This window comes from Kitasatospora sp. NPDC085879 (assembly GCF_040686255.1).
Taxonomy (GTDB): Bacteria; Actinomycetota; Actinomycetes; order Streptomycetales; family Streptomycetaceae; genus Kitasatospora.
The window spans coordinates 38706-52289 of record NZ_JBFBJZ010000038.1; the positions used below are offsets into that span (position 1 = coordinate 38706).

The window sequence follows — 13584 nt, forward strand, 5'->3', positions numbered from 1 at the left end:
TCCGTCCGAACCCGATCGGATCGCCCCCCGGCGCGTGCCGCCGGTCAGGCCGGCGGGGCGGCGCCCTCCAGCATCCGGCGGAGCAGGTCGCGCAGTTGGAGGCGCTCCTCGGGAGCGAGGGCGGCGAGCGGCTCGCGGGCGAAGTGCAGCGACTCACGCAGTTCGACGGAGGCGGCCGTCCCGGCGCCGGTGGCGGCGACCAGCTTGACCCGGCGGTCCTGCGGATCGGCCTCGCGGGTGACGAACCCGCGGGTCTCCAGCCGGTCGACGATGCCGGTGATGTTGGATGGCTCGCAGCTCAGCGTCTGCGCGATGTGGCGCATCGGCATCGGTCCGCGCCGCAGCAGGGCGAGCACCTTGGCCTGGGCGCCGGTGAGCGAGCGGGCGGCGGCGGCCTCCTCGTACTCGCGGTGGAAGATTCCGACCAGATTCGCCATGAGGTCGGTGACCTCCAGCGTGACCGGGTCCGTGAGCGGCTGCTGCGTCTCCATGGCACCCATGCTACCTGAACATTTGACAACATGAACTATTCGTGTCCACGATTGCTTCAGTAACTCAACCTTTCAGGTGGATGCACGACATGGAGACAGCAATGGCAGAGCAGGCGATCCCCACCACCGGCCGCGAGTGGCACCTGGCCGCGCGTCCCGTCGGCCGACCCGTCCCCGGCGACTTCGCGCTGGTCGAAGCCCCGGTACGGCAGCCGGAGCCGGGCGAGATCCTGGTTCGCAACGCCTACCTCTCGGTCGACCCGTACATGCGCGGACGGATGAACGACGTCAAGTCGTACGTCCCGCCGTTCGCGATCGGCGCGCCCATGGACGGCGGCGCGGTCGGTTACGTGGTCGCCTCCGCCGCGGAGGGCTTCGAGGTCGGCGACGCCGTCCTGCACGGCCTCGGCTGGCGCGAGTACGCCACGCTGCCCGCCGCGCAGAGCGTCAAGGTCGACCCCGCGCTCGCCCCGCTCTCGTACTACCTCGGCGTGCTCGGCATGCCCGGGCTCACCGCCTACGCGGGCCTGCTGGAGGTCGCCTCCTTCAAGGAGGGCGACACCGTCTTCGTCTCCGGCGCGGCCGGCGCGGTCGGCTCGCTGGTCGGCCAGATCGCCCGCCTCAAGGGTGCCGCCCGGGTCGTCGGCTCGGCCGGTTCCGCCGAGAAGGTCGCCACCCTCACCGGCTCCTACGGCTTCGACGCCGCCTTCAACTACAAGGACGGCCCGGTCGCCGAGCAGCTCGCCGCGGCCGCCCCCGAGGGCATCGACGTCTACTTCGACAACGTCGGCGGTGACCACCTGGAGGCCGCGATCGGCGCCCTCAACCCGCACGGCCGGGTCACCATGTGCGGCGCCATCGCCCAGTACAACGACACCACCGCGCCGGCCGCCCCGCGCAACCTCGCCCTCGTCATCGGCAAGCGGCTGCACCTGCAGGGCATGCTGGTGCGCGACCACGCCGCCCTGCAGCCGCAGTTCATCGCCGAGGTGGCCGGCTGGCTGAAGGACGGCAGCCTGCGCTACGACGAGACGGTCGTCGAGGGCGTCGAGAACACCGCGGAGGCCTTCCTCGGCCTGCTCCGCGGCGACAACACCGGCAAGATGGTCGTCAAGCTCTGACCTCCTGACGCACCGTCACCCTCACCCCCGCGGGCACTCGCCCGCGGGGGTGGTTCGCGTACCGGTCGCGGTGCTGCGGCCCAGGTGGGAGGCTCGACGGAACGTCAGCATCCGTCGCCGCGGCGGGCGATGGTGCGCCCCCGGACGGAATAGGTCCGTTCGGGGGAGAGCGCCCGCAAGGGGGTGGACCTCATGGTGGATTCGACTAGCATGGAGTGAAAGCTTGTCCGTTTTGCTCAATTTGATTACCTAATGTCGAGTAAGTTGAGCATCACGGTTGGTAGGGAATACCTGTCGGCGCGCGGTACGAGGCAGCTGGGGAAGGCGACCCTCGTCCACAGCCTGGAGGTCCCGGTGACGACACGTGGTGTCCTGTACATCCACTCCGCGCCCCGCGCGCTGTGCCCGCACGTCGAGTGGGCGGTCGCGGGCGTGCTCGGCGTGCGGGTCAGCCTCGACTGGATCCGCCAGCCCGCCGCGCCCGGACACTGGCGTGCCGAGCTCTCCTGGCAGGGTGAGCCCGGCACCGCCTCCCGACTGGCGTCCGCCCTGCGCGGCTGGCAGCTCATCCGGTACGAGGTCACCAGCGAGCCCTGCGCGAGCGCGGAGGGCGAGCGCTACAGCTCGACCCCGAGCCTCGGCATCTTCCACGCCGTCACCGGCATGCACGGCGACATCCTGATCCCGGAGGACCGGCTGCGGGCGGTGCTGCTCCGCGCCCGGACCGAGGGCGGCGACCTGGAGACCGAACTCGCCCGGCTGCTCGGCAAGCCCTGGGACGACGAACTCGAGCCCTTCCGCTACGCCGGCGAGGGCGCCCCCGTCCGCTGGCTGCACCAGGTGGTCTGACCCGCCCGGCCCCCGAGCACGCGAAAGGGGCGCGGGGGCCGCGCGGACCGGAGGGCGGATGCCGTGCCCTGTCGATCCGCGCGGTGCCCCGCGCCCCTTCCCTCAGCCGCTACCGGTGGTGAGTGAGCGATTCTCAGACGGTGCGGAAGGCGAGGACCACGTTGTGGCCGCCGAAGCCGAAGGAGTTGTTCAGCGCCGCGATCCGGCCGTCGGCCGGGAGCTTGCGCGGCTCGCCGCGGACGATGTCCGCCTGGATGTCGTCGTCAAGGTCGTCCACGTTGACGGTCGGCGGGGCGACGCGGTGGTGCAGCGCCAGCACGGTCGCGACGGTCTCGATGCCGCCGGCGCCGCCGAGCAGGTGGCCGGTCATCGACTTGGTCGCCGAGATGGCCACGTGCTCCAGGTGCTCGCCGAGCTCCTTGGAGAGGGCCTTCACCTCGGCGGTGTCGCCCTGCGGGGTCGAGGTGGCGTGCGCGTTGACGTGCACGACCTCGGCCTTGTCCAGGTCGCTGTGCTCGAACAGGTCGGCGATCGCGCGGGCGACACCGGCACCGGTCGGCTCGGGCTGGGCGATGTGGTGGGCGTCCGAGGACAGGCCCTGGCCGACGGCCTCGCAGTAGACGCGGGCACCGCGGGCGGCCGCGTGCTCGGCCGACTCCAGCACCACGACGCCCGCGCCCTCGCCGAGCACGAAGCCGTCACGGGCCTTGTCGTACGGACGCGAGGCGCGCTGCGGCTCGTCGTTGTTCTTGGACATCGCCATCATGTTGGCGAACGCGGCGATCGGCAGCGGGTGGATCGCCGCCTCGGTGCCGCCGGCCACCACGACGTCGGCGCGGCCGGTACGGATCATCTCGATCGCGTAGCCGATCGCCTCGGCGCCGGAGGCACAGGCGGAGACAGGGGTGTGCACGCCGGCGCGCGCGCCGACCTCCAGGCCCACGTTGGCCGCGGGGGAGTTCGGCATCAGCATCGGGACGGTGTGCGGGGAGACCTTGCGGACGCCCTTGTCCTTCAGCACGTCGTACTGGTCGAGCAGGGTGGTCACGCCGCCGATGCCGGAGGCGATCACGGCGCCCAGGCGCTCGGGCGCGAGCTTGGAGGACTCGTCGGTGGCCGGGGTCTCGAAGCCGGCGTCGGCCCAGGCCTCACGCGCGGCGATCAGCGCGAACTGCGCCGAGCGGTCCAGCTTGCGGGCCAGCGGACGCGGCAGCACGTCGGCCGGGTCCACCGCGGTACGCGCGGCGATCCGGACCGGCAGCTCCGCGGCCCACTCCTCGGTCAGCGCGGCCACGCCGGAACGGCCCTCCAGCAGGCCCTCCCAGAACGAGGCGGCGTCGCCGCCCAGCGGCGTGAAGGCGCCGATACCCGTGACTACCACGGTGCGGTTTTCAGCGGTCACTGGTTTCTTCTTCTCTCACGTGTGCAAGGGGTGGCGGAGGGGCCGGGGGGAACGGCCGACCGGGGCGGGGATACGCCCCGGTCGACCGCGGGCGACCGGCGAGCCGGCCGCGGGTTCAGCTGTTGGCGAGGATGTAGTCCACCGCGTCGCCGACGGTCTTGAGGTTCTTGACCTCGTCGTCCGGGATCTTCACGTCGAAGCGCTCCTCGGCGGCCACGACGACCTCGACCATGGAGAGCGAGTCGACGTCCAGGTCGTCGGTGAAGGACTTGTCGAGCTCGACGTCCTCGGCCGGGATGCCGGCGATCTCGTTGACGATCTCGGCGAGACCTTCCAGAACCTCGTCCTTGGTAGCCATAGCGGCTGCTCCTCTTCGGGTGTAGACAGCGAGCGGTCCGGCGGACCGTCGCGGGTTTGCGGGGGCGCGGGCGCCCTGGGGAGAGTGACGCCTAGGGGAGAGTAACGACTGCGGCGGCGTACACGAGACCCGCCCCGAAGCCGATGATGAGCGCGAGGTCGCCGCTCTTGGCCTCACCGCTCTCCAGCATGCGCTCCATCGCCAGCGGAATGGAGGCAGCCGAGGTGTTGCCGGTCTCGGCGATGTCGCGGGCGACCGGCACCGACTCGGGCAGCTTCAGCGCCTTGATCATGGCATCGGTGATCCGCATGTTCGCCTGGTGCGGGATGAAGGCGCCGAGCTGGTCGGCGGTGATCCCGGCGGCGTCCAGCGCCTGCTGGGCCACCTTCGCCATCTCCCAGACCGCCCAGCGGAAGACGGACTGACCCTCCATCCGCAGCGCCGGCCACTTGGTCTCGTCGCCGGCGCCGTTGACGGCGTCCTCCTTGGCGAACGCGGTGTCCCAGGCCTGGGTCTGCGAGATGACGTCGCGCTGCGAGCCGTCCGAGCCCCATATCACCTTGCCGATGCCGGGGGTGTCGGACGGGCCGACCACCGCCGCGCCGGCGCCGTCACCGAAGATGAAGGCGGTCGAGCGGTCGGAGGTGTCGGTCAGGTCGCTGAGCCGCTCCACGCCGATCACCAGCACGTACTCGGCGCCGCCGCCGCGCACCATGCCGTCGGCCAGGCCCAGGCCGTAGCCGAAGCCGGCGCAGGCGGCCGAGATGTCGAAGGCCGGGGCGGTGCCGCAGCCCAGCCGGTCGGCGATCTCGGTGGCGATCGCCGGGGTCTGCTTCAGGTGCGAGACGGTCGCCACGATCACGCCGCCGATCTGCTCCGGGCTGATCCCGGCCTGCGCGATCGCCTTGCCCGCGGCCTGCACCGACATCTCGGCGACGGTCTCCTCCGGGCCGGCCCAGCGGCGCTCGGCGATCCCGCTGCGGGTGCGGATCCACTCGTCCGAGGACTCGATCCAGTTGAGCACCTCGGCGTTGGGGATCACCCGGACGGGGCGGTAGCCGCCGACCCCGTGGATGCGCGAGTGCGCGGCACCGGTGGCGGGCTTGATCTGGGGCGCTGTCATCCGTTGTTCTCCTGAGCACCGTGCTCGGCGACCAGCCCGAGGGCCTTGTCGAGATCGGCAGGGGTCTTGAGGGCCAGCGTCGCCACACCCTTGAGGTTGCGCTTGACCAGGTTGGTGAGGGTGCCCGCGGGGGACAGCTCGATCACGGCCGTCGCACCGAGCTGCTGGAGGGCCTCCATGCACAGGTCCCAGCGGACCGGGTTGGAGACCTGCGACACCAGGCGGGCCAGCACGTCGGCGCCGGAGGCGACCACGCCGCCGTCCCGGTTGGAGACGTACGCGACGGCCGGGTCGGCGACCGGCAGGCCCGGCGCGAACTTCTCCAGCCGCGCCACACCCGGAGCCATGTGCTCGGTGTGGAACGCGCCGGCCACCTTCAGCGGGATCAGCCTGGCGCCGGCCGGCGGGTCCGCCTTCAGCGCCTCCAGCTGCTCCAGGGTGCCGGCCGCCACGATCTGGCCGCCGCCGTTGTTGTTGGCCGCCGTCACCCCGTGCTCGGCGAGCTTGGCGGCGACGACGTCCGGCTCGCCGCCGAGGACGGCGGTCATGCCGGTCGCGGTCACCGCGGCGGCCTCCGCCATGCCCAGGCTGCGCTCGCGGACGAACGCCAGGGCGTCGTCGGCGCTCAGCACACCCGCCAGGGCGGCCGCGGTGATCTCACCGACGCTGTGGCCGGCCACACCGCCCACCACCGAGCGGAAGTCACGGTCGGCGAACAGCACGCCGGCGGTCACCAGACCGGCGGCCACCAGCAGCGGCTGGGCCACCGCGGTGTCCTTGATCTCTTCCTCGGAAGCCTCGGTGCCGTAGCGGACGAGGTCGAGACCGGCCACCTCGGACCACTGCTCGAGGCGGTCGGCGGCGCCGTCCAGCTCGAGCCAGGGGCTGAGGAATCCGGGGGTCTGAGCACCCTGTCCAGGGGCGACGATTACGAGCACGGTTCAACCCTCTCTCGCCAGGCACCCGTGGGCGGGTAGGCGACGACAACGAAGAAAAGCACGCCGGGTTGTGCAGTCCCTACAGCGCGGTCATGCCGGGCCGGCGACCGCTCCGAGACGGCCCAGCGCAAGGGCGATGCGCAGGGTGAACGCCGAGCGCACGTCGGACGGAGCATAGCCCGTGACGTCAGTCACACGACGCAGCCGGTAGCGCACGGTGTTCGGGTGGACGAAGAGCATCCGCGCCGCCCCCTCCAACGAGGACGCCTGCTCCAGATAGACACTCAGCGTCTCCAGGAGTGCCGAGCCCGCCTCGTCCAGCGGTGTGTAGATCTCCTCCACCAGCTGGCGTCTGGCCGCCTGGTCCCCGGCCAGCGCGCGCTCGGGCAGCAGGTCGTCGGCCAGTACCGGGCGCGGCGCGTCCGGCCACGCCGCGCACGCCTTCAGCCCGGCCGCCGCGGCCTGCGCCGACCGTGTCGCCGACAGCAGGTCCGGCACGCTCGGCCCCACCACCACCGGGCCCGGCGCGAACTGTCCGATCAGTGCCTTCGCGGTGTGCACGGGCTCCTTGTCGCCGCCCACCACCACGACCAGCCGGCGGCCCAGCACCCCCGTCAGCACCTGCAGCTTGGCGTACCTGGCGGCCCGTCGGATCGCCTCCACCACCGCCTCGCTGTCCCCGTCCGGGGCGCTGCCCATCACCACCCGCACCTGGCTCGGCTGACCCCAGCCCAGGGCGGCCGCCCGCGACAGCACCCCCTCGTCGGCGTCGCCGGACAGCAGCGAGTTCACCACCAGGGCCTCCAGGCGGGCGTCCCAGGCGCCGCGGGCCTCCGCCGCCTGCGCGTACACCTGGGCCGTCGCGAAGGCGATCTCCCGCGCGTACACCAGCACCGACTCGCGCATCCCGGCCTCGTCGCCCGGGGCGGCCACCTCCTCGATGGCCTCCTCCATCACCTCGATGGTGGTGCGGATCAGCTCCACGGTCTGCCGCAGCGTGATCGCCCGGGTCAGCTCGCGCGGCGCCGTACCGAAGACGTCCGTGGAGATCGCCTGCGGCGCCTCCGGGTGCCGGTACCACTCCGTGAACGCGGCGATGCCCGCCTGCGCGACCAGGCCGATCCACGACCGGTGCTCCGGCGGCATCCGCCGGTACCAGGCCAGCTGGTCGTCCATCCGGGCGATCGCCGCGGTCGCCAACTTGCCCGAGGACTTCTCCAGCCGTTTCAGCGTCGCCGTGCGCAACTCCGCACGCTCGGCGGCCAGTCGGCGCTCCTGCGCGGTCAGCCGCCCGCCTCTCGGCGGGCGCGGCGACTCCCCGGCCGGGGCCGCCTTGCGGGCGGCGGCCTTCTTGTCGGCCCTCGCACTGTCGGGCTTTGCACTGTCGGGTTCTGCTGAAGCGGCTGGCACAGGAACAAGACTGCCTCACCACACGGCGTGCTCGTGCACACCCCCCCGCCGGTCGCGCCCGGCGCGCCGGGCACGACCGGCTACCGTAAGCGGGTGACCGAGACCCGAGACCGCGGCCGCGCCGACCTCCGCCGGGCCCCCGAGCGCTACCGCTCCACCCCGGCCGAAGGCATCGAGACCCGGCACTCCTTCTCCTTCTCCGGGCACTACGACCCGAAGAACACCCACTTCGGCGCGCTCCTCGCCTGCAACGAGGAGACCCTCGCCCCCGGCGCCGGCTTCGACGAGCACCGGCACCGCGACACCGAGATCCTCACCTGGGTGCTGGAGGGCGCGCTCGCCCACCGCGACAGCGACGGCCACGCCGGGATCGTCCGCCCCGGCACGGTCCAGCACCTCAGCGCCGGCTCCGGCGTCGGCCACACCGAACGGAACCTCGGCGGCGCCGAGGTGCCCGTGCGCTTCGTGCAGATGTGGCTCCAGCCGGACGAGTTCGGGACGACCCCCGCGTACGGCCTGCGGCGGGTCGAACCGGCCGCGGACGGACTCACCCTGCTCGCCTCCGGCCTGGAACGCGACGCGGCGTCGGACGCGCTGCGGCTGCGCCGCTCCGACGCCGCCCTGTACCTGGTCACCGCCGGCCCCTGGCAGCCGCTGCCCGCCCTCCCCGAGGCGCCCTACCGGTACGTCCACCTCACCGCCGGCTCCCTCGGCTACCGCACCGTGCCCGGCCCCCACGGCGCCGGCCGCTCCCTCGAACCCGGCGACGCCGTCCGCATCACCGGTGACGCCTTCACCGACCCCTCGGCCGGCCCCGACGGCGCCGAACTCCTGCTCTGGGAGATGCACACGCCGGTCACCTACGGCTGAGGGCGGGCCGGGTTCAGAAGAGGTCCGCGTGGTCCGACCAGCTGTACCAGCGGCCGGACACCCGGGTGTAGGTCATGTCGTCGTCCGGCGGGCCGTCCGGCAGGTACGCGAAGCCGGTCGTCTCGAGCAGACCGCTGCCCGGCACGGTGAACCGGAACCCGCGGCCCCCGACGGCGGTCACGTCCGCCACCGGGTACGTGCCGATGTACGCCGGCTGCGGCAGCCGGCCGCCCGCCTCCACCCGCGCGGCGAACCCGGCCAGCGCCGGCCGGGCCACCGCGAAGCGGGCCTGCTGCGGCACCTGGAAGTACAGCAGGGCCGCGGTCGCCGCCACCAGCAGCGGCGGCACCGCCCAGCGCCAGTTGCCCCGGGGACGGACGGCGGCCGAGGGCGCCGCGGAGAAGAGCCACCCGAACCAGAGCACGACGGTGGCGCCGGCACCCGCGACGGCCAGGAACGCCATCGCCCAGTCCGCGGCCGGCAGGCTGAACGCCAGCAGCGCCGCCGCGGCCAGGACCGCACACCCCGCCAGCACCGAATCGCCCGGCCTGCGCAGCCGCTCGCGGCGGCGCCACAGGGCGGCGGCCGCGGCGGTCGGCGCGGTGATCGCGACGAGGAAGACGATCCAGCCCAGGGCGGCCAGCGCCATCGCGCACACGGCGGCCACCGCGGCGCCGACCGCGACGATGCCGGTCGCCTGCGGCACGGCCGCGACGAAGAGGACGAGCAGCGCGAGGAGGAACGGTCCGCGGTAGCCCCCGACGAGGAGCAGCTGCCGCAGCCGGGTCACCGGAGTCGAATGCACGGCCGATGGTCTACCGGAACCGCACCGGCCTGGGCAAGCCTGACCGTGCCTCAGCCTCGGAGCTCGGCGAGGACGGCGTCGGTGAAGAGGGGCCACACTTCGGCGGCCCAGGGTCCGAAGTCACGGTCCGTCAGGGCGACGGTGGCGACGCCGGCGGCGGGGTCGACCCAGAGGAAGGTGCCGGACTGGCCGAAGTGGCCGAAGGTCTCGGGGGAGCTGGTGGTGCCCGTCCAGTGCGGGTCCTTGGTGTCGCGGATCTCGAAGCCGAGGCCCCAGTCGTTGGGGCGGCGGTGGCCGAAGCCGGGCAGGACGCCGCCGAGGCCCGGGAAGGCGACCTCGCGGGTGGCGCGGTGCACGGTCGACGGGTCGAGCAGCCGCGGCGCCTGCAGCTCGGCGGCGAAGAGCGCGAGGTCCGCCACGGTGGACAGGCCGCCCGCGCCGGCCGGTGCCCGGTGCGCGGTGTTGATCAGCGTGGCGTGCATGCCGAGCGGCCGGAAGACGGCGTCCTGCGCGTACTGCGCGAACGGGATGCCGGAGGCCTTCTCCAGGGTGTCGGCGAGGACGTCGAAGCCGGCGTTGGAGTAGAGCCGGCGCGTGCCGGGCCCGGCCATCACCCGGTGCTCGTCGAAGGCCAGCCCCGAGGTGTGGGCGAGCAGGTGACGGACGGTCGAGCCCTCGGGCCCGGCCGGGTCGTCGAGTTCGAAGACGCCCTCCTCGACGGCGACGAGCGCGGCGTACGCGGAGAGCAGCTTGGTCACCGACGCCAGTGGGAACAGGTGCTCCTGCGTTCCGTGCGCGCCCAGCACCGCGCCGTCCGCACCTCGTACCACCGCGGCCGCCGCGTTGGGCACCGGCCAGTCCTCGATCATCCGCAAGCTCTGCATGCGCCGACCATAGCCGCCCCCCGGGTGCCCACGCGTGGCAGGCTTGCTTGGAGTGCACTCCAACTCAGTAGCGTCGTAGCCGTCGCCGACCACCGAGGAGGCCTCCGTGGCACCGTCCGCCCACCCCGCGACCGTTCTCACCGATCCGCTCGCCTGCAGTCACGACGAGCCGGCCGAGGCGGACCGCGGCGAGTGGCACACGATCAGCGAGGTCTCCGCGACCACCGGCCTGACCGCGCACACGCTGCGCTGGTACGAGCGGATCGGCCTGCTCGACCCGGTGGACCGCTCGCACTCCGGCCAGCGCCGCTACTGCGGCGCCGACCTGGCCCGGCTGGCCTTCCTGGGCCGGCTGCGGCTGACCGGGATGCCGGTGGCGGACATGCTGCGCTACGTGGAGCTGGCCCGGGAAGGCGACGGAACGATGGGCGAGCGGCACGACATCCTCGTCGCCCAGCGCGCGGAGGTCCGGCAGCGGATCGCGGATCTGCACGCCACGCTCGCCGTGCTGGACCACAAGATCGACCTCTATTCGTCCCGCATCGCGGGCGGCACCGGCCCTTCGGCCGGCACCGCCGGGGATGCGGCCGGCAGGAAGCAGAAGAGCGCATGACCCTCCCCACCGCACCGCTCGGCAGCAACGGCCCGGTCGTCGGCATCCAGGGCCTCGGCTGCATGGGCATGAGCGAGTTCTACGGCCCGACCGACACCGAGGAGGCGCTGGCCACCCTGGACGCCGCGCTCGACCTGGGCGTCACCCTGTTCGACACCGCCGACATCTACGGCTCGGGCCACAACGAGGAGCTGATCGGCCCCTTCGTCCGGGCGAACCGGGACCGCGTCGTGCTGGCCACCAAGTTCGCCATCGAGCGGCGCGCCGACGACCCCACCTACCGGGCCGTCCGCAACGACCCGGCGTACATCCGCAGTGCGGTGGACGCCTCGCTGAAGCGGCTCGGCGTCGACGTGATCGACCTCTACTACATGCACCGCCGCGACCCCGCGGTGCCGTTCGCCGAGTCGGTGGGCGCCATGGCCGAGCTGGTGCAGGCCGGCAAGGTCCGCCACCTCGGGCTCTCCGAGGTCACCGGCGCCGAACTGCGCGAGGCCCACGCGGTGCACCCGATCACGGCGCTGCAGTCCGAGTGGTCGATCTTCTCGCGGGACGTCGAGCGGACCGCGGTGCCGGCCGCCGCCGAGCTCGGGGTCGCCTTCGTGCCGTACTCGCCGCTCGGCCGCGGCTTCCTGACCGGCGCGTTCACCGCCGCCGAGCAGCTGAGCTCGGACGACTACCGGCGCTACCACCCGCAGTTCTCCGGGGACAACGCGGCGGGCAACGCGGCCCTGGTGGCGCCGATCCAGAAGATCGCGGCGGAGCGCGGCGCCACCGCCGCGCAGGTCGCGCTGGCCTGGGTGCACCGGCGGGCCGAGGTGCACGGGCTGACCGTGGTGCCGATCCCGGGCACCCGCAAGCGCAGCCGGCTCGCGGAGAACACGGCCGCCGCCGAGCTGCGACTGACCGACGCGGAACTCGCCGAGCTGGAGCCGATCGCCGGCCGGGTGGCCGGCAACCGCTACGCCGACATGTCCTCGACCTCGGCGGCCCGCGAGTAGTCCGGTGGGCGGGGCGGCCCGCCGGGGCTACGGCTGGCGGCGGGTGACGTCCCCGTAGTCGCCGAGCGCGATGGCGCCGAAGTTGTGCAGGCTCTGGGTGCCGTCCGCGAAGTAGCCGGTGTGGCCGTTGGACCCCTGCGAGGAGACGTCGACGGCGCCGAACTCCTGGGTGGTGGGGTCGGCGCCGTGGCCGAAGCCGCCGAACTCCAGGTACGGCACGTTGCCGATCCAGTCGGTGGGGTTGCGGGTCGCCCACACCCGGACGCCGGGGCCGAGCTCGCCCGCGGCCTGCACGCCCATCCCCGGGCTGCCGAACACCACCACGTCGGCGGGGGCGGAGCCGTGGATCGCCGGGGCGGCGGTGCCGCACACCACCGAGCCGTAGGAGTGGCAGAACAGCGTGGGCGGGACGGTGGCCCTGCCGGTCTGCCGCAGTCCGGCCAGCAGCCGGAGCAGCCGGGGTGCGGCGGCCTCGGCGAGCCGGGCGGTGACCGCGTCGGGGCCGAGCCCCGAGGGGGTGACGTAACCGGTCCAGGCGACCACGGCGGTGCGGGTGCCGGGCGACTGCCGGTGCTCCTCGGCGAGCAGGGCCCGGGCCATGCCGGTGACCGAGCGCAGCGGGTCGGCGGTCTGGTCGAAGTGGGCGAGGTCGGCGTCCGAGCCCGGGACGAGCACGGCGACCCGGTCGGCGGCGGCGAGGTCGCCGTACGCCTCGCTGACCAGGCCGCGGCCGCGCGGGTCGAAGGCGAGGATCTGCCGGCCGGACTTCAGCAGCCGCTCGGTGTCGTCGGCGCGGACGGCGGCGGCGGCGCGCTCGACGGGGGAGAGGCGGTGGTCGTCGGCGCGCTCCCGGGCGCGCTCGACCTCCTCGGTGATCGCGATCCGGTTGGCGCGGTAGCGCAGCTCGAGCGGTACGCCGTCGAGGTTGCCCACGACCAGCGGATACACCTCGGCGAGCCGGTCCTGCTCGGACTCTTTCAGGCCGGCGAAGAAGGCGGCGACGGTCGGTGCGTCGGCGGTGGCCGGGTCGGGCAGGGCGTGGCCGGTCGACTCGTCCTCGACCCAGGCGGCACTGCCGGCCGGCGGGGTCGTGATCGCCACCTGTTCGTTGGAGGCGGCGGCCTGGGCGGCGGCCGCGCCGGCGTCCAGCAGGACGGCGGAGGCGGCAAAGGCGCCTATCAGCATGCGCTTGACCCGCCTGCGCTGCATGGGCGTACTCTCCCTCGGGCCGGTGACCGTGACAGCGGGCGTCGCCCGACGGTGGTACGAATGCTGTGCCAGCCAGGGTAGAACGCCCGGGCTGGGGGTGAGCAGAGTCTAAACCGTGGGATGAGTCACACAGGAGAGGGACCTGGCGTGGCGTCAGGTTGCCCGTTCTGTGTCGAACGTTCGGACCAGCTTCTTGGGTGCCGTGCGCCGCCACGCCTCGGTGACCAGTTCGCGCAGCTCGTCCGTGCCGACCCGGCCGAGCTCGATCAGCACCCAGCCGTGCCGGCCGACGTAGGGGGCGACGGAGTAGGTGTCCGGATCGGCCGCGAGCAGCGCCGCCTGTTCCTCCTTGGAGGCCTTGACGCAGACCCGGCCCGACTCGGGGGTGCCCATGGCGAAGATCTTCTCGCCGACCCGCAGGGTCACCTCGGTCTCCCAGGTCAGCCGCTCGGCGGCGGAGGGCAGGGCCAGGCCCATCGCCAGGAACTGATCGAACGTCACCATACCGCC

Annotated in this window: 15 protein-coding genes; 5 read left to right on the forward strand and 10 right to left on the reverse strand. The window is 73.2% G+C overall.

The window, feature by feature from the left end:
* Nucleotides 1–44 precede the first annotated feature (44 nt).
* Nucleotides 45–491: a MarR family transcriptional regulator gene (locus tag AB0P35_RS26330; protein WP_363515138.1), complete on the reverse strand. Its 447-nt coding sequence runs from the start codon at nucleotides 489–491 to the stop codon at nucleotides 45–47.
* A 101-nt stretch (nucleotides 492–592) separates the two neighbouring features.
* Between AB0P35_RS26330 and AB0P35_RS26335 the strand changes: the two genes are divergently transcribed.
* Together AB0P35_RS26335 and AB0P35_RS26340 are read left to right on the forward strand one after the other, a co-directional pair.
* Nucleotides 593–1612 carry an NADP-dependent oxidoreductase gene (locus AB0P35_RS26335; RefSeq protein ID WP_363515141.1) on the forward strand — a complete coding sequence of 340 codons (1020 nt, stop codon included), beginning with the start codon at nucleotides 593–595 and terminating at the stop codon, nucleotides 1610–1612.
* 354 nt (nucleotides 1613–1966) lie between these two features.
* Entirely contained in the window at nucleotides 1967–2461 is a 495-nt protein-coding gene (locus AB0P35_RS26340; protein ID WP_363515144.1) for a DUF3145 domain-containing protein, read from the forward strand.
* A gap of 133 nt (nucleotides 2462–2594) precedes the next feature.
* Here the strand turns inward: AB0P35_RS26340 and fabF are convergent, their stop codons facing one another.
* From fabF to AB0P35_RS26365, 5 genes are all read right to left on the reverse strand, one after another.
* Nucleotides 2595–3863, reverse strand: a complete 1269-nt coding sequence (gene fabF, locus AB0P35_RS26345; protein ID WP_363515147.1) for a beta-ketoacyl-ACP synthase II — start codon at nucleotides 3861–3863, stop codon at nucleotides 2595–2597.
* Nucleotides 3864–3978: 115 nt separating this feature from the next.
* Nucleotides 3979–4221, reverse strand: coding sequence for an acyl carrier protein (locus AB0P35_RS26350; RefSeq protein ID WP_095874994.1), 243 nt, complete (start codon nucleotides 4219–4221; stop codon nucleotides 3979–3981).
* Between the two features lie 91 nt (nucleotides 4222–4312).
* Nucleotides 4313–5344 carry a beta-ketoacyl-ACP synthase III gene (locus AB0P35_RS26355; RefSeq protein ID WP_363515150.1) on the reverse strand — a complete coding sequence of 344 codons (1032 nt, stop codon included), beginning with the start codon at nucleotides 5342–5344 and terminating at the stop codon, nucleotides 4313–4315.
* Entirely contained in the window at nucleotides 5341–6282 is a 942-nt protein-coding gene (locus AB0P35_RS26360; protein ID WP_363515153.1) for an ACP S-malonyltransferase, read from the reverse strand. The genes AB0P35_RS26355 and AB0P35_RS26360 overlap by 4 nt, the downstream gene beginning before the upstream one ends.
* 90 nt (nucleotides 6283–6372) lie before the next feature.
* Entirely contained in the window at nucleotides 6373–7569 is a 1197-nt protein-coding gene (locus tag AB0P35_RS26365) for a PucR family transcriptional regulator (protein WP_179419569.1), read from the reverse strand.
* 216 nt (nucleotides 7570–7785) lie between these two features.
* Between AB0P35_RS26365 and AB0P35_RS26370 the strand changes: the two genes are divergently transcribed.
* Nucleotides 7786–8562 carry a pirin family protein gene (locus tag AB0P35_RS26370; RefSeq protein ID WP_363515156.1) on the forward strand — a complete coding sequence of 259 codons (777 nt, stop codon included), beginning with the start codon at nucleotides 7786–7788 and terminating at the stop codon, nucleotides 8560–8562.
* Between the two features lie 13 nt (nucleotides 8563–8575).
* Here the strand turns inward: AB0P35_RS26370 and AB0P35_RS26375 are convergent, their stop codons facing one another.
* Together AB0P35_RS26375 and AB0P35_RS26380 are read right to left on the reverse strand one after the other, a co-directional pair.
* Nucleotides 8576–9367, reverse strand: coding sequence for a hypothetical protein (locus AB0P35_RS26375; protein ID WP_363515159.1), 792 nt, complete (start codon nucleotides 9365–9367; stop codon nucleotides 8576–8578).
* Between the two features lie 50 nt (nucleotides 9368–9417).
* Nucleotides 9418–10251, reverse strand: coding sequence for a serine hydrolase domain-containing protein (locus AB0P35_RS26380; protein WP_363515162.1), 834 nt, complete (start codon nucleotides 10249–10251; stop codon nucleotides 9418–9420).
* Between the two features lie 202 nt (nucleotides 10252–10453).
* Here AB0P35_RS26380 and AB0P35_RS26385 point away from each other — a divergent pair, with 202 nt between their 5' ends.
* Both AB0P35_RS26385 and AB0P35_RS26390 read left to right on the forward strand, forming a co-directional pair.
* Nucleotides 10454–10864, forward strand: coding sequence for a MerR family transcriptional regulator (locus AB0P35_RS26385; RefSeq protein WP_363515216.1), 411 nt, complete (start codon nucleotides 10454–10456; stop codon nucleotides 10862–10864).
* Entirely contained in the window at nucleotides 10861–11865 is a 1005-nt protein-coding gene (locus tag AB0P35_RS26390; RefSeq protein ID WP_363515165.1) for an aldo/keto reductase, read from the forward strand. The genes AB0P35_RS26385 and AB0P35_RS26390 overlap by 4 nt, the downstream gene beginning before the upstream one ends.
* Before the next feature lie 27 nt (nucleotides 11866–11892).
* On the opposite strand, the gene AB0P35_RS26395 is transcribed toward AB0P35_RS26390, so the two are convergent.
* Together AB0P35_RS26395 and AB0P35_RS26400 are read right to left on the reverse strand one after the other, a co-directional pair.
* On the reverse strand, nucleotides 11893–13074 hold the full coding sequence (locus AB0P35_RS26395) for an alpha/beta hydrolase (protein WP_363515168.1): 1182 nt from the start codon (nucleotides 13072–13074) through the stop codon (nucleotides 11893–11895).
* A gap of 153 nt (nucleotides 13075–13227) precedes the next feature.
* Nucleotides 13228–13578, reverse strand: a complete 351-nt coding sequence (locus AB0P35_RS26400; protein WP_095875004.1) for an MmcQ/YjbR family DNA-binding protein — start codon at nucleotides 13576–13578, stop codon at nucleotides 13228–13230.
* Nucleotides 13579–13584 lie beyond the last annotated feature (6 nt).

Bases quoted from the DNA above. Each gene is read 5' to 3' on its own strand.
- AB0P35_RS26395 (WP_363515168.1), bottom strand. From the start codon at position 13,074: ATGCAGCGCAGGCGGGTCAAGCGCATGCTGATAGGCGCCTTTGCCGCC.
- AB0P35_RS26390 (WP_363515165.1), top strand. From the start codon at position 10,861: ATGACCCTCCCCACCGCACCGCTCGGCAGCAACGGCCCGGTCGTCGGC.
- AB0P35_RS26350 (WP_095874994.1), bottom strand. From the start codon at position 4,221: ATGGCTACCAAGGACGAGGTTCTGGAAGGTCTCGCCGAGATCGTCAAC.
- AB0P35_RS26355 (WP_363515150.1), bottom strand. From the start codon at position 5,344: ATGACAGCGCCCCAGATCAAGCCCGCCACCGGTGCCGCGCACTCGCGC.
- AB0P35_RS26335 (WP_363515141.1), top strand. From the start codon at position 593: ATGGCAGAGCAGGCGATCCCCACCACCGGCCGCGAGTGGCACCTGGCC.
- AB0P35_RS26330 (WP_363515138.1), bottom strand. From the start codon at position 491: ATGGAGACGCAGCAGCCGCTCACGGACCCGGTCACGCTGGAGGTCACC.
- AB0P35_RS26400 (WP_095875004.1), bottom strand. From the start codon at position 13,578: ATGGTGACGTTCGATCAGTTCCTGGCGATGGGCCTGGCCCTGCCCTCC.
- AB0P35_RS26380 (WP_363515162.1), bottom strand. From the start codon at position 10,251: ATGCAGAGCTTGCGGATGATCGAGGACTGGCCGGTGCCCAACGCGGCG.